At 45.5% G+C, this 25,933-nt stretch carries 22 protein-coding genes; 15 read left to right on the plus strand and 7 right to left on the minus strand.

The window, feature by feature from the left end; genetic code table 11:
- Positions 1-44 precede the first annotated feature (44 nt).
- Positions 45-1,268, minus strand: a complete 1,224-nt coding sequence (lamB, locus tag QMA41_RS08635; protein WP_019275956.1) for a maltoporin LamB — start codon at positions 1,266-1,268, stop codon at positions 45-47.
- Positions 1,269-1,719: 451 nt separating this feature from the next.
- Between lamB and glgX the strand changes: the two genes are divergently transcribed.
- Positions 1,720-3,669: a glycogen debranching protein GlgX gene (gene glgX, locus QMA41_RS08640; protein WP_281629390.1), complete on the plus strand. Its 1,950-nt coding sequence runs from the start codon at positions 1,720-1,722 to the stop codon at positions 3,667-3,669.
- Positions 3,670-3,779: 110 nt separating this feature from the next.
- Positions 3,780-4,646 carry a glycerol kinase gene (locus tag QMA41_RS08645; protein ID WP_082315123.1) on the plus strand — a complete coding sequence of 289 codons (867 nt, stop codon included), beginning with the start codon at positions 3,780-3,782 and terminating at the stop codon, positions 4,644-4,646.
- A 117-nt stretch (positions 4,647-4,763) separates the two neighbouring features.
- Here QMA41_RS08645 and gcvT read toward each other — a convergent pair whose 3' ends face one another.
- Both gcvT and QMA41_RS08655 read right to left on the minus strand, forming a co-directional pair.
- Positions 4,764-5,882: a glycine cleavage system aminomethyltransferase GcvT gene (gene gcvT, locus QMA41_RS08650; RefSeq protein ID WP_021458255.1), complete on the minus strand. Its 1,119-nt coding sequence runs from the start codon at positions 5,880-5,882 to the stop codon at positions 4,764-4,766.
- Between the two features lie 258 nt (positions 5,883-6,140).
- Entirely contained in the window at positions 6,141-6,764 is a 624-nt protein-coding gene (locus tag QMA41_RS08655; RefSeq protein ID WP_006961443.1) for an XRE family transcriptional regulator, read from the minus strand.
- A 382-nt stretch (positions 6,765-7,146) separates the two neighbouring features.
- Here QMA41_RS08655 and QMA41_RS08660 point away from each other — a divergent pair, with 382 nt between their 5' ends.
- The 4 genes from QMA41_RS08660 to QMA41_RS08675 all read left to right on the plus strand — a co-directional run bounded on the left by QMA41_RS08660 (position 7,147) and on the right by QMA41_RS08675 (position 13,928).
- Positions 7,147-8,442, plus strand: coding sequence for a serine hydroxymethyltransferase (locus QMA41_RS08660; RefSeq protein ID WP_281629391.1), 1,296 nt, complete (start codon positions 7,147-7,149; stop codon positions 8,440-8,442).
- 37 nt (positions 8,443-8,479) lie between these two features.
- Positions 8,480-8,860 carry a glycine cleavage system protein GcvH gene (gene gcvH / locus QMA41_RS08665; protein ID WP_006961445.1) on the plus strand — a complete coding sequence of 127 codons (381 nt, stop codon included), beginning with the start codon at positions 8,480-8,482 and terminating at the stop codon, positions 8,858-8,860.
- A 119-nt stretch (positions 8,861-8,979) separates the two neighbouring features.
- The gene (gene gcvP, locus QMA41_RS08670; protein WP_281629392.1) at positions 8,980-11,844 is read left to right on the plus strand and encodes an aminomethyl-transferring glycine dehydrogenase; all 2,865 of its coding nucleotides are present in this window, start codon (positions 8,980-8,982) and stop codon (positions 11,842-11,844) included.
- 359 nt (positions 11,845-12,203) lie between these two features.
- Positions 12,204-13,928 (plus strand): BspA family leucine-rich repeat surface protein, encoded by a 1,725-nt coding sequence (locus QMA41_RS08675; protein ID WP_281629393.1) that lies wholly within the window; start codon positions 12,204-12,206, stop codon positions 13,926-13,928.
- Between the two features lie 82 nt (positions 13,929-14,010).
- Here the strand turns inward: QMA41_RS08675 and QMA41_RS08680 are convergent, their stop codons facing one another.
- The gene (locus tag QMA41_RS08680; RefSeq protein ID WP_281629394.1) at positions 14,011-14,661 is read right to left on the minus strand and encodes a glutathione S-transferase family protein; all 651 of its coding nucleotides are present in this window, start codon (positions 14,659-14,661) and stop codon (positions 14,011-14,013) included.
- A gap of 99 nt (positions 14,662-14,760) precedes the next feature.
- Here QMA41_RS08680 and QMA41_RS08685 point away from each other — a divergent pair, with 99 nt between their 5' ends.
- Complete coding sequence (locus tag QMA41_RS08685; RefSeq protein ID WP_021455563.1) at positions 14,761-15,189, plus strand: helix-turn-helix domain-containing protein; 429 nt, start codon at positions 14,761-14,763, stop codon at positions 15,187-15,189.
- Between the two features lie 99 nt (positions 15,190-15,288).
- Here the strand turns inward: QMA41_RS08685 and QMA41_RS08690 are convergent, their stop codons facing one another.
- The 3 genes from QMA41_RS08690 to QMA41_RS08700 all read right to left on the minus strand — a co-directional run bounded on the left by QMA41_RS08690 (position 15,289) and on the right by QMA41_RS08700 (position 18,615).
- Positions 15,289-15,549: a DUF5062 family protein gene (locus QMA41_RS08690; RefSeq protein ID WP_021455562.1), complete on the minus strand. Its 261-nt coding sequence runs from the start codon at positions 15,547-15,549 to the stop codon at positions 15,289-15,291.
- Between the two features lie 107 nt (positions 15,550-15,656).
- The gene (locus tag QMA41_RS08695; protein WP_281629395.1) at positions 15,657-16,733 is read right to left on the minus strand and encodes an aminotransferase class I/II-fold pyridoxal phosphate-dependent enzyme; all 1,077 of its coding nucleotides are present in this window, start codon (positions 16,731-16,733) and stop codon (positions 15,657-15,659) included.
- 61 nt (positions 16,734-16,794) lie between these two features.
- Complete coding sequence (locus QMA41_RS08700) at positions 16,795-18,615, minus strand: ABC transporter ATP-binding protein/permease (protein WP_281629396.1); 1,821 nt, start codon at positions 18,613-18,615, stop codon at positions 16,795-16,797.
- A 366-nt stretch (positions 18,616-18,981) separates the two neighbouring features.
- Between QMA41_RS08700 and QMA41_RS08705 the strand changes: the two genes are divergently transcribed.
- The 8 genes from QMA41_RS08705 (at position 18,982) to mnhG (ending at position 25,932) form a co-directional block, all read left to right on the plus strand.
- Complete coding sequence (locus QMA41_RS08705; protein WP_281629397.1) at positions 18,982-19,917, plus strand: universal stress protein; 936 nt, start codon at positions 18,982-18,984, stop codon at positions 19,915-19,917.
- An 82-nt stretch (positions 19,918-19,999) separates the two neighbouring features.
- On the plus strand, positions 20,000-20,191 hold the full coding sequence (locus QMA41_RS08710) for a hypothetical protein (protein WP_006961455.1): 192 nt from the start codon (positions 20,000-20,002) through the stop codon (positions 20,189-20,191).
- A gap of 173 nt (positions 20,192-20,364) precedes the next feature.
- Positions 20,365-22,971, plus strand: a complete 2,607-nt coding sequence (gene mbhE, locus QMA41_RS08715) for a hydrogen gas-evolving membrane-bound hydrogenase subunit E (RefSeq protein WP_281629728.1) — start codon at positions 20,365-20,367, stop codon at positions 22,969-22,971.
- Positions 22,971-23,324, plus strand: a complete 354-nt coding sequence (locus QMA41_RS08720) for a Na+/H+ antiporter subunit C (protein ID WP_039952165.1) — start codon at positions 22,971-22,973, stop codon at positions 23,322-23,324. Before mbhE ends, QMA41_RS08720 begins: the two co-directional genes overlap by 1 nt.
- Positions 23,321-24,874 carry a Na+/H+ antiporter subunit D gene (locus QMA41_RS08725; protein ID WP_281629399.1) on the plus strand — a complete coding sequence of 518 codons (1,554 nt, stop codon included), beginning with the start codon at positions 23,321-23,323 and terminating at the stop codon, positions 24,872-24,874. The genes QMA41_RS08720 and QMA41_RS08725 overlap by 4 nt, the downstream gene beginning before the upstream one ends.
- Complete coding sequence (locus QMA41_RS08730) at positions 24,871-25,347, plus strand: Na+/H+ antiporter subunit E (protein ID WP_281629400.1); 477 nt, start codon at positions 24,871-24,873, stop codon at positions 25,345-25,347. The genes QMA41_RS08725 and QMA41_RS08730 overlap by 4 nt, the downstream gene beginning before the upstream one ends.
- A complete protein-coding gene (locus QMA41_RS08735) occupies positions 25,340-25,639 on the plus strand; it encodes a cation:proton antiporter (RefSeq protein WP_095570976.1) in 300 nt (99 codons plus the stop codon). Before QMA41_RS08730 ends, QMA41_RS08735 begins: the two co-directional genes overlap by 8 nt.
- Positions 25,636-25,932 (plus strand): monovalent cation/H(+) antiporter subunit G, encoded by a 297-nt coding sequence (gene mnhG, locus QMA41_RS08740; protein WP_006961469.1) that lies wholly within the window; start codon positions 25,636-25,638, stop codon positions 25,930-25,932. Before QMA41_RS08735 ends, mnhG begins: the two co-directional genes overlap by 4 nt.
- Position 25,933 lies beyond the last annotated feature (1 nt).

Consider the following 25,933-nt stretch of genomic DNA (forward strand, 5'->3'; position numbering starts at 1 on the left):
GCTATCATAATCGGACTTAGACAATTAGGACAGTAATTTGTCTATTACCACCAAGCTTCTACCTGAACACCAACAACGTATTCAGAATCTTCGCCTGTACCAAATGCGTTGTCGTTTTCTGTATCAGTGATGTAAGAACCGTACACGCGTAGTTCTGGACGAGCCCAGAAGCTGTCACCCATCGCCCAACCTTGAGCGACAGTCAGTTTAGTGTTGCCGAAGTCTTCAGTCGCAGTACCTGCAGAGTTGATCTTCTCACCTGAGTTTACACCCGCTTCAAAGATAGTACGCATTGTGTCGTTCCACTTGTACATAGGGCGAACAACTACAGAGTATTGGTCAACATCAAACTTAGAAGAGGTGGTATCGTTACCGATGTCGCTACCAGCTAAATATGCTAGCTGATGGCCCATTTCCCAGTTTTCACCTAGGTTCATTACACCCCAGTTGATCAAGCGGTAACCAGATGCATCATTTTGCGAGTCATTACCACGCTTGTAGTATGCGCCAGAGCCGAAGTTAGCAACTTGAGTACCGTAACCATTTGTACCAAATTGAAGCACAGTCTGGTTGAAACCGTTAGACATACCTTGGTGGATAATTGCAGACGCTAGTAGACCGTCATCTGCAGGCTCAGAGCCAGCAGCTGTTTCTGTAGAGAAGTTGTAAGCAAGTGCTAGCTCAAGAGATGCATCTTCCCAAAGGCCAATGTTTGCAAGACGAGTATCTAGAATGTAGCCAGCAGACTGTTTTACGTCGTTTGTCGTAACTTCGCCGTCTTGAATAATCGCAACAGAAAGCTTCTGATTACCTACTGAAAGGTTTTCAATACCACCACCAGTACCAGAAGTGTTTAGGAAGTAGAAGTCAGTGATGTGGATATCTTTACGTTGGTAGTATGTTTTACCCGCCCACATGGTTGCTTCTTTATCTGATGCAATCAGACCTTTTGCTTTTACAGCAAACTGAGCAACGTTAAAGTCACCATCTTCCCAGCCGTTCGCACCATTGTTGCCTTGTGCAATCATTGATTCAACGCGCCAAGTTTGTTCACCCGTTTTTAGCTCTTCTGCAAAACCAAACTCGTAGTAGTTGTCGTTTTCGTTACCTAGACGACCAATACCGTTTTTGCTTACAGAGACATCACCACCAGTGTTGTCACTGATACCAGTGCCAGCACGGAAGTAACCATTGAAATCTACTGCGAAAGCAGAACCAGCAGCTAATGTCGCAGCCACTGCGGCAGCAATTACACTTACTTTTTTCATTTTTAACTCCATTTAGGGTTTATTATTCTTTTAACTCGCTCGTTGATTCGCTCTGAAAAGGCAGGAACAGAACCCATCAAAAAGAGAGGTAAGATGGGCTAAGCTATTTTGCCTAAACCCCATTTGCTTCAACTGCTGACAAGATTACCGATAAGGTTCAAGAATGACTTCCTCCACCTAAAACTTATTTTGGGGGGATGAGAAGGGAGGAGAAAAATAACCGAACGCCGTACATTAGGCTTATGTCACAAATATAAGGGGGAGGAGGTATAAGATTCTTTTATAGCTACCTCACAAAATGTCACATAGCTCACCTTTTAAACAAAAAAACATCTCCGCCATGAAATAAAATTACATTTTTATTTTATACATAAGGTTCTTGACGTCTCTTCGACAAAGCTATTTACTTACTTGTAGTTACTAAATTACAAACTAATACCAAATATTAACGATGCCTTGTTCTCGCCCCTATCCTCTTGGTGCTACGTTGAATCACGAAGGCTGTAACTTCGCGATTTACGCACCTAAGAATAAAGATCTCCAACTTGCGCTTTTTGATGAAAACAATAATTACCAAACCTTTTCACTCACCAATGAATATGCAGGGATAAAACACACTTTTATTCCCGAAGTTAAGGCTGGGCAAAGATACGGTTTTATAATTGGTGACGAAGATAACCTTCGGTTAATTTCAGATCCGTATGCAAAAGCGCTGGATAAACCACTTTTTTACGAAACCCCTTTTAATTCAGCAAAGAGCTTTGATTTATCCAAATGTGTGGTCATTCAAAATGAGTTTGATTGGCAGGGCATAGAGAAGCCATATCGCCCGCGCGAAGAAATGGTGTTGTTTGAAACTCATGTTAAAGGAGTCTCAAAACTAAACCCCAACGTACCAACGCAATACCAGGGGAGCTATCTTGGTTTAGTTAGCGATGCAATGCTTGCGTTCTACAAAGAGCAGCAGATTAATACTTTACAACTGTTGCCCATTGCCGCTTGTATGCACGAGCCGCACCTACTCAAGATGGATAAGGTCAATTACTGGGGCTACAACCCTTATGTGTTTATGGCTCCGGACCCTCGCTACGCTGATCAAGATGCAGTAACTGAACTCAAAACAGCGATTCGTGAACTTCACCGACATGGTATAGAGGTAATCCTCGATGTTGTGTATAACCACACTGCAGAAGGCGATGAAAAAGGCCCAGTGTTTAACTTAAAAGCACTGGATGATCGTTACTACTTTAAGCACGGTGAGCATTTTGCGAATTTTACAGGTTGCGGGAACACTCTCGACTTATCCTACCAACCAGCCCTCAATCTAGTGATGGATACCCTGAGGTATTGGGTTGAGGAGTATCAAATCGATGGTTTCCGCTTTGATCTTGCGGCAACTTTGGGGAGAGAAGGTGAAGACTTCAATCCAAGTTCTGGCTTTTTTAAAGCGGTCGCTCAAGACCCTGTCCTTAAAGAGGTAAAGCTTATCGCTGAGCCATGGGATATCGGCCCTAACGGCTATCAAGTGGGTAACTTCCCATTTGGCTGGAATGAATGTAACGACCGACTACGGGATATTACTCGCAGCTTCTGGCGAGGCGATCAAGGTTACCTGAAAGAGTTTGCGACGCGTCTGATGGGCTCACGTGACCTGTACAGCGCTGCAAACTGGCCATACAAGCTGACCGTTAACTACATAACTTATCACGATGGCTTCTCGATGCAGGATCTGGTGTCTTACCGTCACAAACACAATGAGGCCAATGGTGAACAAAACCGAGATGGCCACGGGGACAATCGTTCCGATAACTATGGCGTTGAAGGTGACACTGAAAACCCAAGCATCATCGAAAAACGTGAGAAGCAAAAGCGTAATTTTATGGCCAGCCTACTATTCGCTTTTGGTATTCCTCATATACTGACCGCTGACGTACTTTCACATAGCCAAAAAGGTAACAACAATGCCTATTGTCAGGACAATGAGCTTAGCTGGCTAAATTGGCAGCCCTCTCATGAAAAAGACGAGTTTAAAACCTGGCTAGCGAATATGGTTCAGGCACGACAAACTTACATGGTGCCATTTATTCGAGCATTCAGTGGGGAGAACAGAAACGACAATCGCATCCATTGGCGACGTATTGACGGCACCTTCATGGAGCACGACGATTGGAATCAGCTTAGTTCGGTTGCCCTTCAGTTGGGTATCGGCAAACAAGGTGATGAGTTGTTCTACTGTATCAACCAAACCAACGCGCCAGCACGCTTCAGTTTGCCAAGCGAGAATCATCAACAGTGGACCATGGTGTGCAATACTGACAATCACGAGTTGCATCAGACCATAGATCACAAGCAAGTCCTCATCGCTCCTAGTTCAATGGCTATCTTCCACGCGAAAGCCTAATCCTGCGCTGTTCTGATAAGTCACCATCAGAACAGCGACTATCTACTTGATTAGATAACCTTTTTCTCCAACAATATCCCTAAGCTGGTAACACTGGCAAAGGAGGACACATGGCTGAAAAAATCTCTACGACTGCACTTGCAAAATTACGTCAAACTGACGCTAAGCAGTTGTTTCAGGAACTTAAGCTGGCGGGTTATATCAATCGCTCAGAGGATGCGTGGGTATTGACGGAGCTCGGGGAAAAGTTTGGCGGAGAGTATGTCCAGCACCAGAAGTTTGGTCAGTTTATCGTCTGGCCAGAAAACCTCCTGATAGATACCGCCGCAACGAGTGGTAAGTCTTTGAGTGCGACCCAAATTGGCGAGCGTTTCTCGCTCAATGCGAAGAAGATCAATCAACTCCTTCAGGAGCTAGGGTGGTTGCAAAAGGTGGACGCTGGATGGGAAGTCACAGCTAATGGTCTCAAAGTGGGTGGCTACCAGAGAGAAGACAAAGAAAGTGGCAATCACTTTGCTGTCTGGCATGACTCCATCATCCGCAACAAACGTCTGAAACAGTCAGTCATAGAATTTTCCGGCCAAGATGCTGAAGCTCACGCAACAGACAAATCCATATCGAGTTTTCGGCAAAAGTTCGAAGCTAAGCACCGCACGTTAGACGGGCACTACGTACGCTCAAAAGCAGAGTTGAAGATTGATAACTGGCTCTATATGAATGGCATTGTTCACGCCTATGACCGTCAGTTACCTATTGAAGAAGATGTCCTCAGCGATTTCTATCTGCCCACGGGCAAAGTCTACTTGCAATATTGGGGCCGTGATACCGGAGCATTCCCCGAGAACGAAAAAGCCGACATCAAACGAATATACGAGCAACATCAATTTGATTTGATTGAAGTCGAGCCTGATGACATCGACAAACTTGACGATGTTCTCCCAGCCAAATTAAGAGAGTTTGGCATTTCGGCGTACTGAGCAAAAACCTACCTCAGGCAGCCAACTTAATCCTCCCTCTTCATAACGTAAAAATCCGATATTGGTCGCCCAATATCGGATTTTAAAATTCAATCAAATACTGTTTATTTTGAAAGATTAGCCACGGTAGTAACGTTGAGGAACAAATGGCATTTTTTCAATGGTCATAGGCAGTTTCTTACCACGAACATCTGCAAACAATTCAGTGCCGATTGCTGCAAGATCTGCACGTACATAAGCCATTGAGACAGGCTTACCTGCGTTTGGACCCGCGGTACCACTGGTCACGACACCGACTTTGTTGTCATCGGCATCAAACAGCTCCGCACCTTCACGTACTGGCGCTTTCGTCTGGCCTACTAGACCAACACGCTTACGTGATACGTCTTTAGTTTCAATCTGCTTAAGGATGATATCCGCACCTGGGAAGCCACCAGCGCGCTCGCCGTCTGCACGACGAATTTTCTGAATACCCCAAAGAAGGCTTGCTTCTACAGGTGTCGTCGTTGTATCAAGATCGTGTCCGTATAGGCACAGACCACACTCTAGCCGAAGTGAATCACGTGCACCAAGACCAATCCACTCCACTTCTTCTTCCGCTGTTAGCTTCTGCGCAAGTTCTTCAGCATGCGTGTTCGGTACAGAGATTTCGTAACCGTCTTCACCTGTGTAGCCACTACGGCTAACGATGCACTCAACACCTAGGATGTCTAACTTCTTCACATCCATAAATAGCATCTCGGCAACTTCTGGGTTGAAGCGCTTAAGCACATCGACTGCTTTAGGACCTTGAAGAGCCAGCAATGCGCGATCATCGATGATCTCTAGCTCAACACCCGCTGGTAAGTGAGCTTCAAGGTGATTGATGTCCTGCTCTTTACACGCCGCGTTAACCACAACAAATAGGTGGTCGCCTAGGTTTGCCACCATTAGGTCATCCATGATGCCGCCTTCTTCATTAGTAAAGAAAGCATAGCGCTGGTTGCCCTGTGGTAGGTCAATGATGTCAACTGGAACTAACGACTCAAGAAACGCTGCGGCACCTTCACCGTGCAAACGAAGTTGTCCCATGTGAGACACATCAAAAAGACCCGCAGCGTCGCGAGTGTGTAAGTGCTCTTTCTTTACACCCAGTTTGTATTGGACTGGCATGTCGTAGCCTGCGAAAGGAACCATTTTCGCACCAGCTTCTACGTGAAGCGTATGAAGTGGTGTTTTGAGTAGATCTTGAGTCATTGTTGTCTCCATTTAATCAGGTTCGTTTTCCGTTCAAGGAAACCTTGTTTCCAATAATAAACACGAGTGGAGAATTTTTGCACCATTAACAGCAGGGGAACAGTCTAAAGTGTGACATTTAACATCATATTCACATTCAAAGGAGCAAAAAGAAAGCGCCATCTCAGACCGATTAAGTCCGAGATGGCGCTATTGTACTCATCTAAATCGCAAAAGCAAACGTTTGCTTTCACTATACGAAATTCTTTATAAATCGCGTTATTTAGCGGTCACCCACAAAATATTGGCATCCTGCTCACTGGTTGAGATGAGCATATGGCCCATGTTCGCGTCATAGTAAACACTGTCACCTTCACTCAATTCTACCGGCTCGTAAAACTCCGAATAGAACATGACAGAGCCAGACAAAATCAGCAAAAACTCTTCACCGTCATGACGTACCCAATCACCGTACTCTTCAAAGTTTCGCGCATGAACTTGGCTTTTAAAAGGCATCATTTTCTTATTGGAAAGCTGAGTCGCCAAGAGCTCATGTTCGTAGGTCGGTGTCGGGTGTGGTTTTCCCTGCTTATTCTTAGTGATATCCCTACGTCCTGTTGCCACCTTTTTTCTAGGTGGTTCAAAGAGTTGAGGCATATCTATCTGCAATCCAAGCGCCAGTTTCTGCATCGCCTGAAACGTAGGAGAAATCTGCTCATTCTCTATCTTACTTAGGGTCGAACGAGCGAGACCAGTGCGTTGACTTGCCTCTTCAAGAGTAATCCCTAACTTACCGCGAATATCCTTGATTCTCTCACCCAATTTTAGGGGTTCGATGTTTTGATCGACGGCCTCTTTTGCCAGAGTCAAAGATGGGTACTCATCATAGATATCTTCGGGCATGCTTCCCTCTTATTAAACGTCCACTTCCTGTTCCATTTTCATTGTGCACGAACCCATTCAGAGAGGAAAGATAACAATAGGAAATAAAGCGTGCTCTCGGTAACAGTTTTAGAAACCATGTTTCCAATAGGAAATTTTTGGTTGATTGTTCCTTCGACAACCGCTATGTTACCAACTTGTTAGTTGTAGAGATGCTATTTCCGAACTGACTGATAAAGTGATTTAACAGTGAGATTCGGCTTTTCCCCAAGATTTGACACATCGCTTAGGGGTATAGAATTCACCCTGTCTTCGTTTTTTGAGGGCAGTAAATAGAAAGAGGACTAACGAGAGCGATAACCCTATTAATAATCTCGTTAGCACGAATGGAAGGTCATCTACCATGAACAACACTTACCAAAATCACAGCCTAGAGAACTTTTTCTCGACTAATCTTGCTGCTACAGACGACGCGGTTTTCGCAGGTATCCAAGCGGAAAACACTCGTCAGAACGAACAAATCGAGCTCATTGCTTCAGAAAACATTGTTTCAAAAGCAGTGATGCAAGCTCAAGGCACTTGCCTAACCAACAAATACGCAGAAGGCTACCCTGGTCGTCGTTACTACGGCGGTTGTGAACATGTTGATACCGTAGAAGCAATCGCGATTGAGCGCGCTAAACAGCTGTTCAAATGCGATTTCGCTAACGTTCAGCCTCACTCTGGCGCACAGGCAAACGGCGCAGTTAAGCTCGCTCTGCTTCAACCTGGCGATACTATCCTAGGCATGTCTCTGGATGCTGGCGGCCACCTAACTCACGGTGCGCGCCCTGCTCTTTCTGGTAAATGGTTCAACGCTGTTCAGTACGGTGTGGATCGTGATTCACTAGAAATCAACTACGAAGACGTTCGTGCTCTGGCACTTGAGCACAAACCAAAAATGATCATCGCAGGTGGTAGTGCTATTCCTCGTACCATCGACTTCGCAAAATTCCGTGAAATCGCTGATGAAGTTGATGCGATTCTAATGGTTGATATGGCGCACATCGCAGGTCTGATTGCGACCGGTGCTCATCCTAGCCCACTGCCACACGCTCACGTTGTTACAACAACAACGCATAAAACATTGCGTGGCCCACGCGGCGGTATGATTCTGACTAACCACGAAGACATCATCAAGAAAATCAACTCAGCGGTATTCCCAGGCCTTCAAGGTGGCCCACTGATGCACGTGATCGCCGCTAAAGCCGTCGCTTTCGGTGAAGCTTTAGGCCCTGAATTCAATACTTATATTGATTCAGTGATCAATAACGCAAAAGTTCTGGCGGAAGTATTGCAAACTCGCGGTTGTGACATTGTGACTGGCGGTACTGACACGCACCTGATGCTGGTTGACCTTCGTCCTAAGGGTTTGAAAGGTAATAAAGCAGAAGAAGCGTTGGAGCGTGCAGGGATCACATGTAACAAAAATGGCATCCCATTCGATTCAGAGAAGCCTATGATTACATCGGGCATCCGTTTAGGGACGCCTGCGGGGACAAGCCGCGGCTTTGGCGCTGAAGAATTCAAACTCATCGGTAACTGGATTGGCGATGTACTGGACGGATTGGTGAACAACCCTGAAGGTGATGCAGAAGTAGAACAACGCGTTCGCAAAGAAGTGAAAGCGCTGTGTAATCGCTACCCACTTTACCAATAAACAATTTAATCAAAGTTATATTTTTGGAGATTAAGCAATGGACAACACACTGAAGTTTGCAGATAGCCACGAGTGGGTACGTGACAACGGTGACGGCACAGTAACTATCGGTATTTCAGAGCATGCACAAGAAATGCTAGGTGACGTTGTATTCGTAGACCTACCTGAAGTTGAAGCAGAAATCGAAGCGGGTGATAGCTTCTCTTTGGTTGAATCTGTAAAAGCAGCTTCAGATATCTACGCGCCAATCACTGGTGAGATTCTAGAAATCAACGAAGAGTTAGAAGATAGCCCAGAGCTAATCAACGAAGAACCTTTCGAAGGCGGTTGGATTGTTAAAGTGAAGATGTCAGATGCATCAGAGCTAGACAATCTGAAAAGCGCAGAAGAGTACCTAAACTCGATCGAAGACGAGTAATTAGGGCGAGTTTAAAGCTGCCCCCAAACGGGAGGCAGCTTTTTTTCAAAGTTCGGACGTATAATTATTTATATCAGTAATGATATCCGATACCCGAATGATGGAGTAGGTAAAGGACAATGACTGAATTACTTCAAAGCCTCAGCACACAAAATGAGTTCGTTGCTCGCCACAACGGCCCAAATAAATCTGACCAACAAAAAATGTTGGATGCGATCAATGTTGCCAGTCTTGACGCACTGATCGACGAAACCGTACCAGCTCAAATTCGCCTAGAACAGCCAATGACTATGGCTGAAGCATTGAGCGAAGCAGACATGCTGGCTGCGATGCGTGAATTCGCAGATCAAAACCAAATTAAACGTACGTTCATCGGTCAGGGTTACTACAACACCTTTACGCCAAACGTGATTCTACGTAACGTATTGGAAAACCCAGGCTGGTACACAGCTTATACCCCTTACCAACCAGAAATTTCTCAAGGCCGTCTAGAAGCATTGCTGAACTATCAGCAAATGGTGATGGACTTGACGGGAATGGATATCGCTAACGCGTCTCTTCTTGATGAAGCGACGGCGGCTGGTGAAGCGATGACGCTTTGTAAGCGTGCGGGCAAGAGCAAGAGCAACGTCTTCTTCGTCGCAGACGATGTTCACCCACAAACGCTAGAAGTGGTTAAGACTCGTGCTAAATACATCGGCTTTGACGTACAAGTCGGTTCTCTTGAGTCACTTCCTGAGCAAGATGTCTTCGGTGCACTGGTACAGTACCCAGGTACTACGGGTGAAGTTCGCGACCTAACGGACATCATCGCCAAAGCACAAGCCAACAAAACTCTAGTTGCCGTAGCCACTGACCTACTTGCATCAGCACTATTGAAGCCTGCAGGCGAAATGGGTGCAGACGTTGTCATCGGTTCTGCTCAACGTTTCGGCGTACCTATGGGTTACGGTGGTCCACACGCAGCCTTTATGGCAACACGTGAAAAGCACAAGCGTACAATCCCAGGCCGTGTTATCGGTGTATCTATCGATACTAAGGGCAATCAAGCTCTACGTATGGCTATGCAAACTCGTGAGCAGCACATTCGCCGCGAGAAAGCGACATCAAACATCTGTACGGCTCAGGCGCTACTGGCAAACATGGCTTCATTCTACGCGGTTTACCACGGCGCAGAAGGTCTACGTACTATTGCTCGTCGTACTCACCACATGACAGCTATTCTTGCAGCTGGGCTGACTAAGTCAGGCTTTGAGCTCGCGCACAACAGCTTCTTCGATACCATTACTATCAACACTGCTGGTAAGACAGAAGAGCTGTACGCGAAAGCACAAGCGGCAGACATCAACCTACGTAAGCTAGACGGCAAGCTAGGTGTGAGCTTCGATGAGACAACGACAACAGGTGACATCGAAGCACTATTTGCCGTATTCGGCGTAAATGAAGAAATCAACGCGCTTTCTTCTGAAATCGCAGGCAACGAGTTCGCGGCAATTCCTGAAGCACTTCGTCGTACTTCAGAATACCTAACTCACCCAGTATTCAACACGCACCACAGTGAAACGCAGATGATGCGTTACCTGAAACAGCTTGAGAACAAAGACTTCTCGCTGACGCACGGTATGATTCCACTGGGCAGCTGTACAATGAAGCTGAATGCTGCGGCTGAGATGATTCCTGTGACTTGGCCTGAATTTGGCTCAATTCACCCATTCGCACCAATCGAACAAGCAGCAGGCTACTCAGCTCTAGCGAAAGACTTGAAAGAGAAACTGTGTGAAATCACAGGTTACGATGCATTCTCACTACAACCAAACTCTGGTGCGTCTGGTGAGTACGCGGGTCTTATCGCGATTCAGCGCTACCATGACAGCCGTGGTGAAGGTCACCGTAACGTTTGTTTGATCCCAAGCTCTGCGCACGGTACTAACCCTGCGACCGCATCTATGGTGTCAATGAAAGTAGTCGTGGTGAAATGTGATGACGACGGTAACATTGATATCGACGATCTAGCGGAAAAAATCGAGAAGCACAAAGACAACCTTTCTAGCATTATGATCACTTACCCTTCTACGCACGGTGTGTACGAAGAGCAAGTGAAAGAAGTGTGTGAAATGGTTCATGCTGCTGGCGGTCAGGTTTACCTAGACGGCGCAAACATGAACGCACAGGTTGGCTTGACGTCTCCAGGCTTCATCGGCTCTGACGTTTCTCACCTGAACCTGCACAAAACCTTCTGTATCCCCCACGGTGGTGGCGGTCCGGGTATGGGCCCTATCGGTGTGAAATCGCACTTAGCGCCATTCCTTCCTGGTCACATCGAGAACGGTGTTGAAGGTGATGACTTTGCTATCTCGGCAGCTGACCTAGGCAGCGCTTCTATTCTACCTATCTCTTGGGCTTACATCGCCATGATGGGTGAAGCTGGTCTTACAGATGCAACTAAAGTTGCGATTCTGAACGCGAACTACATGATGGAGCGCCTACGCCCTCACTACCCTGTTCTTTACCGTGGTACGAACGGCCGCGTAGCTCACGAATGTATTATTGATATTCGTCCGCTAAAAGAAGAAACAGGCATCAGCGAAGAAGATATCGCGAAGCGTCTGATGGACTACGGCTTCCATGCACCAACTATGTCGTTCCCTGTTGCAGGTACGCTAATGGTTGAGCCAACAGAATCCGAAGATCTAGAAGAGATCGACCGCTTCTGTGAAGCAATGATCGCAATTCGCGAAGAAATGGCTAAAGTGAAGAATGGTGAATGGCCACTAGAGAATAACCCTCTGGTTAATGCACCGCATACTCAAGTTGATCTTTCTGCTGCAGAATGGGATCGCCCATACTCGCGTGAGCTTGGCTGTTTCCCTTCACCTGCCACTAAGTCTTGGAAGTACTGGCCTACCGTTAACCGTGTAGATAACGTATATGGTGACCGTAACCTAATCTGTTCTTGTCCTAGCATCGAGAACTACGAAGACTAAGTTCATTTTTCCTATACAGATAAATCAAAGGCGAACCTCTGGGTTCGCCTTTTTATTTTCTTCTTCATCACCCTGCCAATACACCACTAAAAACACATTCATCACTTAAATATATAAGTTCTGTGCTTTAGAGCTAAAACTCACCAAATTGCATATAAAAACACATAACTCATTATTTTATAAAGTGAATCTCATCAATATAATCCCACCCAATTTATATTGAGAGAAACATTGAATAATGAAATTGAAAGTCTATTTATTACTTTCGATTCTCACCTGAACACTCTCTTTCGCAAAAACACCCTTGTCTATTCACTAGTGTTGTTTCAACTCAAAACTATCTATCAGGAAAAATAACAATGAAAACATCAACGTTCGCCAGAAAAGCTTTGCTAAGCTGCGCTTTGCTTGGAATAAGTAGCACAGCCTATGCTATCGATATCGCGGTAAAGTGCCCCGATGTACCCGTTAACTCAGTGATCCTCGATAAAGGGTACGTGTACATAGTGGTTGATAACAAACTAATCAATGATAAGACGTTATTGGATAACCTAGAAAAAGGCCATATCCGTTTTTGCACCACCCAAGTCACCTCTCTGTCAGGGCTCTTCCGTGACCGCGAATCTTTCAATAGCGATATTAGTGATTGGGATACTTCAAGTGTAACTAGTATGTACTTCACATTTTCTGGTGCCACGGCTTTTAATCAGGACATTGGGCACTGGGACACTTCAAATGTAAATAATATGCAATACACGTTCATGGATGCATCCAATTTTAATCAAGATATCGGGCATTGGGATACTTCAAATGTAACTAATATGGAACTCATGTTTGCTGATGCGACGGCTTTTAATCAAGATATTGGCCACTGGGATACCTCAAATGTGACAACTATGCAATTTATGTTCAGAGGGGCATACCATTTCAATCAAGACATCGGCTACTGGAATACACCAAATGTCACAAATATGGCGTATATGTTCAAGGATGCTAAGACGTTTAATCAGGATATCGGCTACTGGAATACATCAAAAGTCACTGACATGAAGTACATGTTTAGAGGAGCCAAAGCGTTTAATCAGGATATTGGCCGATGGGACACTTCAAAAGTCACCAATATGGCAGCCATGTTTGGTGGAACCGAATCTTTTGACCAAGATATAGGTTCTTGGAACACTTCTAATGTCACTGATATGAACCATATGTTTAGTCAAGCGAAAGCATTTAATCAAAATATTGGAAATTGGGATACCTCTAGTGTTACAAACATGTCGTATATGTTCAATACATCCACTAATTTCAATCAAGATATTGGCCAATGGGATACTTCAAAAGTAACGGATATGAGAGGCATGTTCCACTCAGCCGTATCTTTTGTTCACGATATTGGTCAATGGGATACTTCCAATGTTACAGGCATGCGGTCCATGTTTAGCCAAGCATCTAACTTCAACCAAAACATTGGGCTTTGGGATACTTCTAGTGTTACAGATATGGAGGGCATGTTCCGTTCTGCCGAGAAATTCAACCAAGATATTGGCAGCTGGAATACATCTAAAGTCAAAAACATGAAAACAATGTTCTACGCAGCATTTAGTTTTAATCAAGATATAGGTCAGTGGGATACATCTAGTGTCACTAATATGGAATCGATGTTCCACATGACGAGTAGATTTAATCAAAATATAGGCCAGTGGGATACGTCTAATGTCACTAATATGAAAGGCACATTTTATGGAACCACAGACTTCAATCAAGATATAGGCCAATGGGATACATCTAGTGTTACTAATATGAAAAGCACATTTTCTAATGCCAAAGCCTTCAATCAAGATATTGGGGCTTGGGTTACCGCAAACGTGACCAACATGGACTGGATGTTCAATAGCGCAGCTAGTTTCAATCAAGATATTGGGGCTTGGGCTACCGCTAACGTGACTAACATGGACCAGATGTTCAGTGGCGCAGCTAGTTTCAGTCAAGATCTAAAGAGCTGGGATGTGAGTAAAGTAACCAGTTATGAAAACTTTTCTAACAGAAGTTCTTTAACTGAAGAACAGCTTCCAGTCTTTGTTCACTAGAAGCCATATTAACTAATCATGTAAAGGCGAACCAAGTGGTTCGCCTTTTTATTCAACGCCTTAAGTATCGTTGCTTTCAGGTTTACCCTTGAGTTGCCCTACCAATATCTTCAATTTTGCTTGGCGCTGTAGCGGCCCAATGCTGTTCATTGCGCATTCGGGCAAAGTAATCGTTTATGTTTGGATAGGAATCCCAATCAAAAGGTATGCTTTCTTTAAAGAATTCTACATGCACTATTGCGTAGTCAGCCAATGTTATTGCATCACCAACCATGAACTTGCGCCCTTCTAGGTGGCGTTCCAATACCTCAGAAAATCGAACCAAATTCTGCTTGGCCCAATTAATGACTGCGTCATCTCCTTTCACACCCAAGAACCCGGGTTTGGCAACGGCTTCTAAAGCTAAAGTCCCAAAAGCTTGGTTGAAATGGGCTAGCTCCCAACATAGCCAGCGATTTATATCTGCCCTTACTTTGAGCTCATTTGGATATAGATCATTGATACCTGAATTTTCGGCGAGATACTGAATTATGGCATTAGACTCCCACAGTGAAACATCACCATCAACAAGCGTTGGAACCATCGCATTGGGGTTTAAGCTTACGTATTCCGGTTGTTTGTGTTCGCCAGAAAACAAACCCAGATACTCGATTTCTATATCTAGCCCTAGATGATTGATCACTGCCAACACCTTGCGAGAGTTGGGCGATCCTACAATTGTGTACAGCTTCATTTTTCCCCCTTGAATTTAACTTGTTTTTTGCAAGTAAAATAAACCTAGGAAATTAACTTTCATTTTGCAAGTTAATTTTAAAAGGAGTACGATGAATGAATGGTGGATAAGAAAACTAAAGAATGGTCAGGTTGCCCAGTTCGTTTTGGCATGAGCCAATTTGGAGACAAATGGAGCTTTCTGATTCTTCGTGACTTGATGTTTAAAGGTAAGCATTACTATCAAGAGTTTTTGGAGGCTGGTGAAGGCATCTCTACTAACATCTTGGCCAGCCGACTTGCCGACTTAGAATCAAATGGGTTGATCAGCAAACAACGCGATGCTGTTAAGCGCTCTAAGTTTGTCTACACATTGACCGATAAAGGCATCGATTTGCTACCTATGATGCTGGCAATGATCGATTGGTCCGAAAAATACGATGCAAAAACCGAAGTCCCTTCTGATTTCATTCGCAAGCTGCGCAGAGACCCCGAGTCGTTACATCAAGAGTTACGACAAGGCTTGGCTCAAGAATCCAAAGATAAGTAAGGGCAACATACCTGTTGCCCTTCGAGATAAGATTTCCAGTATCATCAAAATATCTGTGAACCCACAAAACGTATAGGTATGTAGGCCACTTGAGTGCATTTACTTTAACGGGTCGTTATCAGGTAATGCACTATGAATCCAAAGCGCGAGTCTGTGCTTGATATTAGCACCATCAAGTTTACTGTCAGGTAACGGAGCAATTTGTTTGGCATCGACCAAAAACAGATAAACCGCTTTCACTCTGACAGGCTGCGGTGACTTAGGCAAATCAAAGCCCTGCATCTTCGCCATTTTCTCACCGATTTCCAGTGCCTTCTTTACCAGTTTGTCTTCATTGTGAAGCTTTGAACTTTTTGACATTAATAGAATTCCTCTTTCCTGACTCTGCCTAGAATACATGAAGCTTCAAACTAGGCGTGTTATCGCACTCTCAGATTGAACAATAGAGAATTAGATGTACGGGCATACTACCTAGAGCTACTCAGTAACTCATCAAAGATTGTTCTTAGCTCTTCATCACTTATGTTGAGCAGGTTATCGCCCACATACCACTCGACAACCGACTGGTGTGGGTGACCTGTAACCTGCGGATGCCCAATCCAGATCCCCTTTTCTTTCGCCAACTGCTTTTGCACTTCTAACGCTTTTTCATGACTAAACGGCAGTATCAAATGCAGCATATTCGATTGTGGTTGCAGTGGATTGGCGACTAGCGTCGGATACTCTTCAAGGATTCGGTAGATTTGTTTGGTGCGCTCAAACAGAGTTGGGAGCTGCTTAAGCCTCTGATCAAACTGCATGGCCGCTGAGACAACATAAGGGGTACGATGATAAACATTGCCTCCCTGACGCTTCATCCAAATCGATGCTCGCTCAACAAATTCCTTTGAGCCAAGCAACATAGAACCACCTAAACCATTGATACCTTTGTATAGAGAAACATAAGCCGTATCAAAACCTTTCGCGATTTGATGGTGCTCTTTCTGATAGTAGGCAGCGGTTTCCCATAGCCTAGCACCATCCATGTGTAGATGAATGCCATTCGTCGCGCAGTAGGACTTAATCTCCTCCAGACTTTCCCAGTCAGGCAACTGCCCACCAATTTCACGCATAGGCAGTTCATACAATACCGCCGCAATTTCATCAGGCCACGCTTTCAGATCTTTCAGTGACCATGTTTGATATTGGTTACCAATCGGAAGAATACTGAAACGATTTTGCAACTGATAACCTTGCCTTTCATGGATATAGATGTGGCTGGAAGGATGCATTGCCACCACTAGGTTGCGCTTCTCTTTAGTGACCAATTCCAATACGGTGGGCTGCGTCATCGTCCCCGTAATCACGAACAACGCCGCCTCGTAACCAAGCAAGTCCGCAATTTTTTGTTCAAACGCCTGAATGGTTTCTCCTTCGCCATAAACGTCGTGAGCCACATTGTGTTCTTCACACCATGCGGCCATTTTGGCAAAGTGCTCTGCCGGCGTATCTTCTTTGTTACCGGGTAAAATCGTATGACAAAGCTGTTTCAACTGACTGCTCATTATTATTCTTTCCTTGAGTTTGTAGAGGTATATGTCTTCTGCCGTCACCTATGGCTAAGTGTTATCGGTCCATATGCTTAAACTGCAATTCAACCAAACGCTGGTAGAGCTCACAGCTTTGCAGTAGCTCATTATGGTTACCCACATCCACAAGCTTGCCGTGGTCTAACACGGCAATCTGATCGGCATGCTGAATTGTCGACAAGCGATGAGCAATGATAATGGTGGTTCGGTTGCGCATCAGCTCTTCCAACGCCTGTTGAACATGATGTTCACTTTCGCTGTCCAGTGCACTGGTCGCTTCGTCCAACAATAAAATATTCGGGTCTTTGAGAATGGCCCGTGCAATTGCAATACGCTGGCGCTGGCCGCCTGACAAGCGCACTCCACGCTCACCAAGGAAGCTATCGTAACCTTCTGGTAATTTCATAATGAAATCATGAGCGTGTGCTTTTTTCGCCGCTTCAATCACCTGTTCATCGGTCGCATCTGGGTTGCCATAACGGATGTTGTGAAGGACATTATTGCTGAACAAAGCAGGTTGTTGAGGCACCAAAGCCATTTGCTGACGCAGTTCATTAGGATCCATTTGGCGAACATCAACGCCCCCCAAAGTCACTTGCCCTGATTGCGGATCATAGAAGCGCTGCAGAAGCTCGAACAACGTGGTTTTCCCTGCCCCAGAAGGCCCAACCAATGCCAGTACTTTTCCTTCTTCAGCCTTGAGAGCTAAGTTCTCAATCGCGGCATGTTCAGGTCTCGAAGGGTAATGGAAAGTGACATCATCAAATATTACTTCGCTGGCGAGTTGTTGGGTCGATACCACCTTATCACTAGGAGCAACAATGTGGCTCTCAACCTGCAGAATCTCAATAAGCCTTTCGGTTGCCCCTGCCGCTCGTTGCAGTTCTCCCAACACCTCAGAGATAGTCGCCAATGAAGAGGCCACCATAATGGCGTAGAAAACAAACGCACCAAGATCACCACCAGACATAGTGCCATTGATGACATCACTACCGCCAACCCAGAGCATACCTGTGATCGCGCTGAAGACGATGACAATCACACCCGAAATCAATATCGCGCGCTGCTTTACTCTTTGTCGGCCAATCTCGAACGCTCGCTCGACTTCCGTAGCAAATGACGCTCTTTCCTGGGCTTCATGGCTGTAGCTCTGGACGGTTTTGATATGTTCAATCGCTTCACCTGCATAGCTACCTACATCAGCCATTGAGTCCTGACTTTGACGGGATAAAGCTCTTACCCGTCGGCCATAAAACAAAATAGGTACAAGGATAAAGGGTACCGATGCTAAAACGATAAGCGTCAGTTTGATGTTAGTGGCAAACAGCATGATCACTGCGCCAACGCACATCAAAGCGCTACGCATCGCCATTGAAAACGACGACCCAATGATGCTTTGCAACAATGTGGTATCAGTGGTGATTCGCGACATAATGTCGCCGCTGCCATTGGTTTCAAAGTAGCTAGGGTGAAGGGTAATCACATGGTTAAACACCGCTAGCCTGATGTCAGCACTCACCCTTTCCCCTACTGAAGAAACAAGGTAAAAGCGGAAGAAAGTGCCAATGGAAATCATCACAGTCAGTGCAAGAATGAGTTGAATGGCGCTACTAAGCTCTTGTGTCGACTGCTGAGCAAATCCTTCATCGATCAACAGGCGCACACCTTGGCCAACAGACAGTGTTAATGACGCTGTGAAAACCAACGCCACCAGCGCGGCGATAACTTTCCACTGATACGGTCTGATGAATTCAATCAGTTCTAGAAGAATACCGAGATTCTTACTTTTTCCTTGAGAAGATGAGCTGGTTTGTTGATTAAGAGTGGAACCTGTCTGATGCTGCTCAGCACTTTGCATAAATACGCCTTGGTTATTGGGCAGTTCAGGTCAAAAGCAAAGGCTTGCTTTCACCATACTATGCGAGAGAACTGTCTCTGAGATTACCACTGGGTCTTGATATCATTCAATACCTGTCACCTAGGTGACCAAGCTCAACGCCAGATCACTACCTCTTCAAGTAACCACCATTTCTTCGCGTATCCCGTATTATTTTGTTACATCCGGTCTGAAAATCTATTCGTTTTTTGCATAAAAACCATTTGAATATGGATGCAACTACCTGACTGAGAACAAATATCATTTCCCTAATAAGCCGTTACAATTGTGTGCTGGCGAATACGTTTCTTGATTGGTTAAAATTTATCCAATACCAAGGAGGTATGTATGAAACGATTCGAGAACATACTTTTTGCTACACAGGGATTCCCCGGCCACAGCGATGCCTTAGGTCAAGCTCTTCGTATTGCCGCCAGCAATCAGGTTCGTGTCTCAGGCTTAGTTGCCTGCCCTGAGTTTCCAGATGACATGCAACAATACCAACAAACCTACCAGCAAGCTCTGCGCAATTCGGTACAGCAGAGCATTGAGCAACTTCGAAACCAACAAGACATTTCAGCTGAGCAGGTTCCATTTCCGCTCACCATCCGAAGCAGCGAACAGCCCGCGGTTTGTGTTATTAAAGAAGCCATTGCAGCACATCATGATCTAGTTATTAAGGAAGCAGAGCCTCTCAACGAAGGCGCTGAAGGTTTTAAAGCGATCGACATGACGCTACTGCGTAAGTGTCCATGCCCGGTCTGGCTACAAAGGCCAAGTGAAAAGCCAAGAGGCGCAAGGCGGGTAGCTGTCGCAATTGATCCCATGACCTTAGATGCAGATCATCACGCCCTCTCACTACGATTGCTGGAACTCTCCCGTTCAATTGCAGATACATGTGATAGCCGACTCCATATCATTTCATGTTGGGAACATTACTTAGAGAGTTACCTCGACAATCATGTCTGGATCCAGGTAGATGAAGCACAACTTGCCAGCGACGTGCTAAGTGCGAGAAGAAACCATGAGCAGGCTCTTCAAGTTCTGATAGACGAAGCAGGAATATCGGGAGAAATGGTTATACACCACATTCACGGCAAGCCAGACGAGAAAATCCCTGAAAGCGTCGATGAACAGGAAATCGATGTGTTAGTCATGGGCACATTGGCAAGAACTGGTATTTCAGGTTTTGTCATCGGCAACACCGCGGAGAACATACTGCAATCCATCAATTGTTCTTTGGTAGCACTTAAGCCCGAAGGCTTCATTTCCCCTATAAGTTAGAACGCACCAGTACTGTTATTGATGAAAACAACCCATTTCGTGTTTTGAACATTAGCTTACTAAAGCTATTCAGGAGGAAGGTATGAAACCATTATGCCCACTTTGCCATACGGAAATGCTTGAACGCTCAAACATCCACATCTGTCCAAGAAATGACATCGGTGATTGCTCATATGATGCACTTGGTATGGAAGAGGATGAGCCAGCGATTATCTTCAATCAAGAAACAGCCATGAGTGAATTGCGCTCGTACTCGGTATCCGAATGTAAGTAATTCTTAGCGAGGAGTACAACGTAATTGGGCCGCCCGCAACTCGTTCCGGCGGCCCTGAGGTAATGCAGATTAAACGTTCTTAATCTCCATCATCAACTCAACGGGTGGTGCTATTGAATAAGCTAATTAACGGTAATCACACTCATAGTTTGACAGGCCAATCTCTCGTTTGGTTGCTGTTCCCCTTACTGCCGATAGCCATTTTTTCTGCGCTCATCAGCTTCTATCAATCGGGAGGAGTCAACTGGCAAACGAACTGGGTTCCTGGGCTGGGTATAAACTTCAGTTTCAAGTTGGACGGATTATCGTTCTTATTCGCTTGCTTGATTAGCGCTATCGGTGCACTTATTCAGATATACGCAATAGCTTACCTCAAGGACAATCCCTCTCGGTTTTCATTCCATGTCTATTTAACGCTATTTATGCTCGCAATGCTTGGTGTAGTTACGAGCGATAACGTTCTTCTTCTCTTTGTTTTCTGGGAATTGACGACCATTACCTCTTACCTCCTGATTGGCTTTAATCATGAGAAAGAAAAATCACGCAAAAACGCACTGCAATCTCTTATAGTCACTGGCGCGGGGGGCCTTGCCTTATTGGCTGGCTTGATCCTGCTCGGCGAGATGGCAGGCAGTTACGAAATAAGTGTGATTGTGAGAAACAGTACGGTGATCGCACAACATGAGTGGTTTATTGTTTCACTGTTACTGATTTTGCTCGGCGCGTTTACTAAATCAGCACAATTCCCGTTTCATTTCTGGTTACCCAATGCCATGGCAGCCCCAACACCAGTGAGCGCCTATCTGCATTCGGCCACCATGGTTAAAGCTGGTGTTTACCTGCTTGCACGTGTTTCGCCCGTTTATTCACACAGTGATATTTGGTTTTATACGCTGGGCATAGTTGGTGGATTCACTGCCATTTGGTGTGCGCTACTTGCACTCAAGCAAACCGACCTAAAGCTGATGCTAGCTTATAGCACTAACGTTGCACTGGGAAAATTAGTCCTTCTGATTGGCATGGGGACCGAGTTTGCGATCACAACGGCGCTGCTGTTCATATTGGCACATTCGTTCTACAAAGCAGCCCTGTTTATGGTCGTGGGTAACATAGATAAAGCTACCGGAACTCGCGACATTCGACGACTTCACAGCTTGAAAGCTGTGTTGGTACTGAGTTTCAGTGCTGCCGTTATCGCGGCACTATCAAAGTCAGGCGTCCCTCCTTTGCTCGGTTTTTTGAGCAAAGAGTACATGTACAAGTCGGGGCTAGAAGTAAATATTCTCATCACCACCGTATTTCTGATTGTTAACATCACTATGGTGGCGCTTGTGCTTGCTTTACTCGTAAAACCCTTTTTCAGCAACCATGAAGAAAACCCTATTCCAGCGAAGACCGTAGAAGTAAGCAAAGGGTTATGGATACCAGCAATGCTACTTGCCATAGGAAGTGTGCTCGTGCCGACGCTGGGTTTAGATTGGATCAACAACAACATTGTCATACCTGGTGTTTTGTCGAGTTTGCCAAATTCAACACCAGAAGCGGCCAAACTGTGGCTGGGGGTTAACCTACCTCTGGTATTGAGTGCTTTCACCTTGTTGCTGGGTTATGCCTTATATCGTGTATACCCAAGGTTATTGGAAAATTGGCACCACAAAATACCCCCATTGCCCAAAGCAGAGTCTGTGTTCGATAAAATAATGTCGAGTATGATGCGCTTCGCGAAATGGCAAACGCAGTTACTGCAGCCAAAACGGTTGAGTCACTACGTGCTAATGTTCTTTTTTGTATTGGCTGGTGTGTTGTTAAGTAGTCCGCTGTCGATACCACAAGAACGCTTCGCCGCTTTGGGTAACATCAGTTTTTATGAGAGCAGCATAGCTTTGCTGCTCATCTCAGCAGCCTTAGTATGCACGTTTACCACCTCTCGCTTATTGGCCGTTTCAGCGCTAGGCGTGGTGGGCTTTATGACAACGTTGGTTTTCATGCTTTATAGCGCACCAGATGTTGCCAAGACCTTGCTGCTGGTCGAAACCTTGATGGTCGTATTTGTAGTGCTCTTGATACGTCATATTCCAGGCTTACTCACCGTCCCCCAGCACCCAATCCATCGTAAGCTACTGCACGGTGCTATTGCGATTGTTATTGGTGTATCAGTAACAGCACTACTCATCCACATTACATCACAACCTCTAGATTCGACACTCGCAAACTTCTTTGCGCAGAACAGCGTACCAGGCGGACATGGTCGCAACATAGTAAACGTGATTCTAGTGGATTTTCGTGCCTTTGATACGTTAGGGGAAGTGATCGTCGTCGTCATGGCTGGCATTGCTGCCGTGAGCTTAGTAAAAACGCATTATCACAAACGCAACCGTATCCACTCTCTCATCTTTGCAACGACGGCACACATCGTAGCGGCGTTGATGTTGGTGTTCTCCCTTTATCTCTTATTACGTGGTCACAATGAACCCGGCGGAGGTTTTATCGGTGCACTGATTGCGGTAATCGGTTTTGCACTCTTGATGTTTGCAGAATCTCCACAGTACGTGCGAGACCGCTTGTATTACTCACCATTTAGGATTGCTCTGTTTGGTATCTTTCTTAGCTTTATTGCGGGCTTGATGAGCCTTGCTTTCAATTTACCCTTCTTAACCGGTTTATGGTGGAAAGACATTTTGCCACTCGGCACACCGTTAATATTCGATGTGGGCATTTATCTCGCCATCTTTGGTGGCGTCATGGGTATGTTGCTGCGCATCAATGAGGAGCTAGAGTAATGGAAATACTATGGAGTCTCGTTGTGGGTGTGTTCGTTGCTGCCAGCATTTACCTCATGCTGGAGCGACACATACTGCGCTTACTATTCGGTTTGATCTTATTAAGCAGCGCTATAAACATCGCAATTTTCACCGCAGGACGATTAACACCAGGATTGCCTCCGCTGATAGATGCGCATTCCGTACTGCCACCAGAAGGAGCTGCAAACCCTCTCCCTCAAGCCTTAATCCTGACTGCAATTGTGATCGGCTTCGGGCTGCTGGTTTTTGCATTGATGCTGTTTTACCGCGCCTATTCAGAGGCAGGGTCGGCGGATATCGATGCTATGAGACGCTCAGAGGAGGATGAATGACCACGATTTGGCTGACATTACCCGTAGTAGTATCACTCCTCACTGCTGTCGCTATATTTTGCGCAAAGCGCAGAAACGATCTGGTCGATGTGATAAGTAGCACGAGCGCAATCTCTGTTCCAGTGATTGCCGCCTTGCTGACACATGACGTGATTCAAAGTGGGCCTCAAGCAGTAGCTTTTGGTCAATGGGCGGCTCCATTTGGCATCGCCTTTGTTGCAGATTATCTAGCTGCGGCCATGGTGATGGTAACGTCCATCATTGGTGTTATCAGTGTGTTTTATGCAAAGGCAGATCTTCAAGATAAGCGCTCATACGGCACTTTCCATGCGCTCATACACGTATTGCTTGCAGGCGTGTACGGTGCGTTTCTTACAGGAGATATTTTTAATCTCTATGTCTGGTTCGAGGTGATGTTGATTGCATCATTTGGTTTAATGGTTTTGGACGGTTCAAAGAAACAAGTGGATGGAGCCGTCAAATACGTGATGCTCAACTTGATTTCAACGTTAGTCTTTTTACTGGCGATCGGCTTACTTTATGGCGCAACAGGTACTCTGAATCTCGCCGATTTACACGCCAAAACTGGGCTTATACCACCAGATACAAAAACCTTACTCGCGGCACTATTTTTATTTGCTTTTGCTATAAAAGCGGCTTTGTTCCCTGTTTTTGCTTGGCTTCCAGCCTCTTACCATACCTTGCCGAGTGCTGTTGTCGCCCTGTTCGCTGCCTTACTAACCAAGGTTGGGGTGTACGCTCTAGTCCGTACATTCACTTTAGTTTTCCCATTGTCAGAAAGTGGTTGGCAACCCACGTTGATGTGGGTTGCAGGGCTTACTATGCTGACTGGCGTGTTAGGCGCAGCGAGTCAGCAAAATATCAAAAAGATCCTATCATTCCATATCATTAGCCAAATTGGTTACATGATCATGGGGTTAGCCGTCTATACCCCGATTGCAATCGCGGGTGCGGTTTTCTATATCATCCACCACATATTAGTTAAAGCGAACTTATTCCTAATTGGTGGGTTCATAGAGCGTAAAAATGGCTCTGGCGACCTCAGACAATTAGGGGGCGTATATAAAGCGATGCCATGGCTCGCCTTTCTGTTTCTTATATCTGCGTTTTCTTTGGCGGGCTTTCCACCTCTGTCTGGGTTTTGGGGGAAGTTTCTTGTTATCAAAGCCAGCTTGCAAACCGAGCATTATTGGCTGGCAGGGTCAGCGCTTTTAGTTGGTCTTTTAACAGTATTTTCTATGACCAAAATCTGGAACGAAGTATTTTGGAAAGCCGCTCCACAAGGTGTAGAAGAGAAGCCGCTAACTCAGCCTACAAAATGGCTCTACTGCGCGCCCATCGCAATATTAACAGCGCTGAGTCTGACCATAGGTTTAGCTGCCGAGCCATTGTATCAGTTTGCTGTTGAAGCAGCAGAACAGCTACTTGAGCCGCAAGACTACATTCAAGCCGTCCTTGGGGAAAGCCGAGTCGAACATGATTCTGGGCTAACACGTTTTGTCGAGAAAACGACGGGAGGAAGCCAATGATTTACCTTTTTTTGAATCTCTTCCTCGCTCTGGCATGGATGTTACTCAATGGCGACTACACTAGTCTTAACTTTATTGTAGGGTTTGCTGTCGGCTTCGTTGCATTGAGACTAAGCCAACCTTTCGGTTTGAAAACCAGTTACTTCCGACGTTTTCGGGCCTTGGTTGGTTTACTTCTCTACTTCTGTTACGAGATGGTGATATCCGTCGCCAGGGTCTGTTGGGATGTCATCACTCCGACGCATCTAAGTGATCCAGATATTGTTCATGTACCGCTGGATGTTTCCACCGATTTAGAGATATCCCTACTGGCGAATATGGTCTCACTTACACCGGGTAGTTTGAGCCTAGATATCACCGCAGATAAAAAGCATATGGTGGTGCACGCGATGTTCGCTCCTGAACATGAAAAGGTCATCAGGGAAATTAAAGATGGTTTGGAGAAGCGAATTTTGGAGGTAACTCGTGGCTGAATGGTTACAAATAAGTGACTGGCTACAAGCCAGCACGACGATAGCTTACACAGGGTTACTACTCAGCGTCGTCATGGCGTTCATCCGTTTGATTCTTGGGCCAACACTGGCAGACAGAGTTATCGCACTTGATTTGATTGCATTTATCACAGTGGGATTCATTGCCGTTTATACGTTGGATAGTGGACAACAGTCATTGTTGGATGTCGCAATTACACTCGGTCTGGTTGCGTTTCTCGGAACTATCGCGTTTGCAAGACTGATTTTCAAAAGAAAAGGAGAGGCATCATGAACATTATCGTTGGTGTACTGCTTTGCCTCGGTACCCTGTTTATTCTAATCGCAAGCCTGGGTATTTTGCGAATGCCAGACCTTTATATGAGAATGCACGCAGCTACAAAGGCGGGAACAGTCGGGTTGGCCTCGCTTCTACTGGCTGTGGCAATAGCGATTCCGGATATCACCGTCATTTCCAGAGTAATCGGGACCATGTTGTTTATCTTTATTACCGCTCCCGTCGCTGCACATTTGCTTGGTAAGGCAACGAAAGAAAGCGGTTATCAAATCTGGCGCAGGATGAAATAGG

Origin of the sequence: Vibrio sp. St2 (genome assembly GCF_947311885.1) — a bacterium.
Taxonomy (GTDB): domain Bacteria; phylum Pseudomonadota; class Gammaproteobacteria; order Enterobacterales; family Vibrionaceae; genus Vibrio; species Vibrio coralliilyticus.

Coding starts and splice junctions, on each gene's coding strand:
- gcvT (WP_021458255.1), bottom strand. CDS start 5,882: ATGACTCAAGATCTACTCAAAACACCACTTCATACGCTTCACGTAGAA.
- QMA41_RS08705 (WP_281629397.1), top strand. CDS start 18,982: ATGAAACGATTCGAGAACATACTTTTTGCTACACAGGGATTCCCCGGC.
- gcvP (WP_281629392.1), top strand. CDS start 8,980: ATGACTGAATTACTTCAAAGCCTCAGCACACAAAATGAGTTCGTTGCT.
- QMA41_RS08700 (WP_281629396.1), bottom strand. CDS start 18,615: ATGCAAAGTGCTGAGCAGCATCAGACAGGTTCCACTCTTAATCAACAA.
- QMA41_RS08675 (WP_281629393.1), top strand. CDS start 12,204: ATGAAAACATCAACGTTCGCCAGAAAAGCTTTGCTAAGCTGCGCTTTG.
- QMA41_RS08690 (WP_021455562.1), bottom strand. CDS start 15,549: ATGTCAAAAAGTTCAAAGCTTCACAATGAAGACAAACTGGTAAAGAAG.
- QMA41_RS08655 (WP_006961443.1), bottom strand. CDS start 6,764: ATGCCCGAAGATATCTATGATGAGTACCCATCTTTGACTCTGGCAAAA.
- QMA41_RS08730 (WP_281629400.1), top strand. CDS start 24,871: ATGATTTACCTTTTTTTGAATCTCTTCCTCGCTCTGGCATGGATGTTA.
- QMA41_RS08725 (WP_281629399.1), top strand. CDS start 23,321: ATGACCACGATTTGGCTGACATTACCCGTAGTAGTATCACTCCTCACT.
- QMA41_RS08695 (WP_281629395.1), bottom strand. CDS start 16,733: ATGAGCAGTCAGTTGAAACAGCTTTGTCATACGATTTTACCCGGTAAC.
- QMA41_RS08710 (WP_006961455.1), top strand. CDS start 20,000: ATGAAACCATTATGCCCACTTTGCCATACGGAAATGCTTGAACGCTCA.
- QMA41_RS08660 (WP_281629391.1), top strand. CDS start 7,147: ATGAACAACACTTACCAAAATCACAGCCTAGAGAACTTTTTCTCGACT.
- QMA41_RS08685 (WP_021455563.1), top strand. CDS start 14,761: ATGGTGGATAAGAAAACTAAAGAATGGTCAGGTTGCCCAGTTCGTTTT.
- QMA41_RS08645 (WP_082315123.1), top strand. CDS start 3,780: ATGGCTGAAAAAATCTCTACGACTGCACTTGCAAAATTACGTCAAACT.
- QMA41_RS08720 (WP_039952165.1), top strand. CDS start 22,971: ATGGAAATACTATGGAGTCTCGTTGTGGGTGTGTTCGTTGCTGCCAGC.
- QMA41_RS08680 (WP_281629394.1), bottom strand. CDS start 14,661: ATGAAGCTGTACACAATTGTAGGATCGCCCAACTCTCGCAAGGTGTTG.
- lamB (WP_019275956.1), bottom strand. CDS start 1,268: ATGAAAAAAGTAAGTGTAATTGCTGCCGCAGTGGCTGCGACATTAGCT.
- gcvH (WP_006961445.1), top strand. CDS start 8,480: ATGGACAACACACTGAAGTTTGCAGATAGCCACGAGTGGGTACGTGAC.
- mnhG (WP_006961469.1), top strand. CDS start 25,636: ATGAACATTATCGTTGGTGTACTGCTTTGCCTCGGTACCCTGTTTATT.
- glgX (WP_281629390.1), top strand. CDS start 1,720: ATGCCTTGTTCTCGCCCCTATCCTCTTGGTGCTACGTTGAATCACGAA.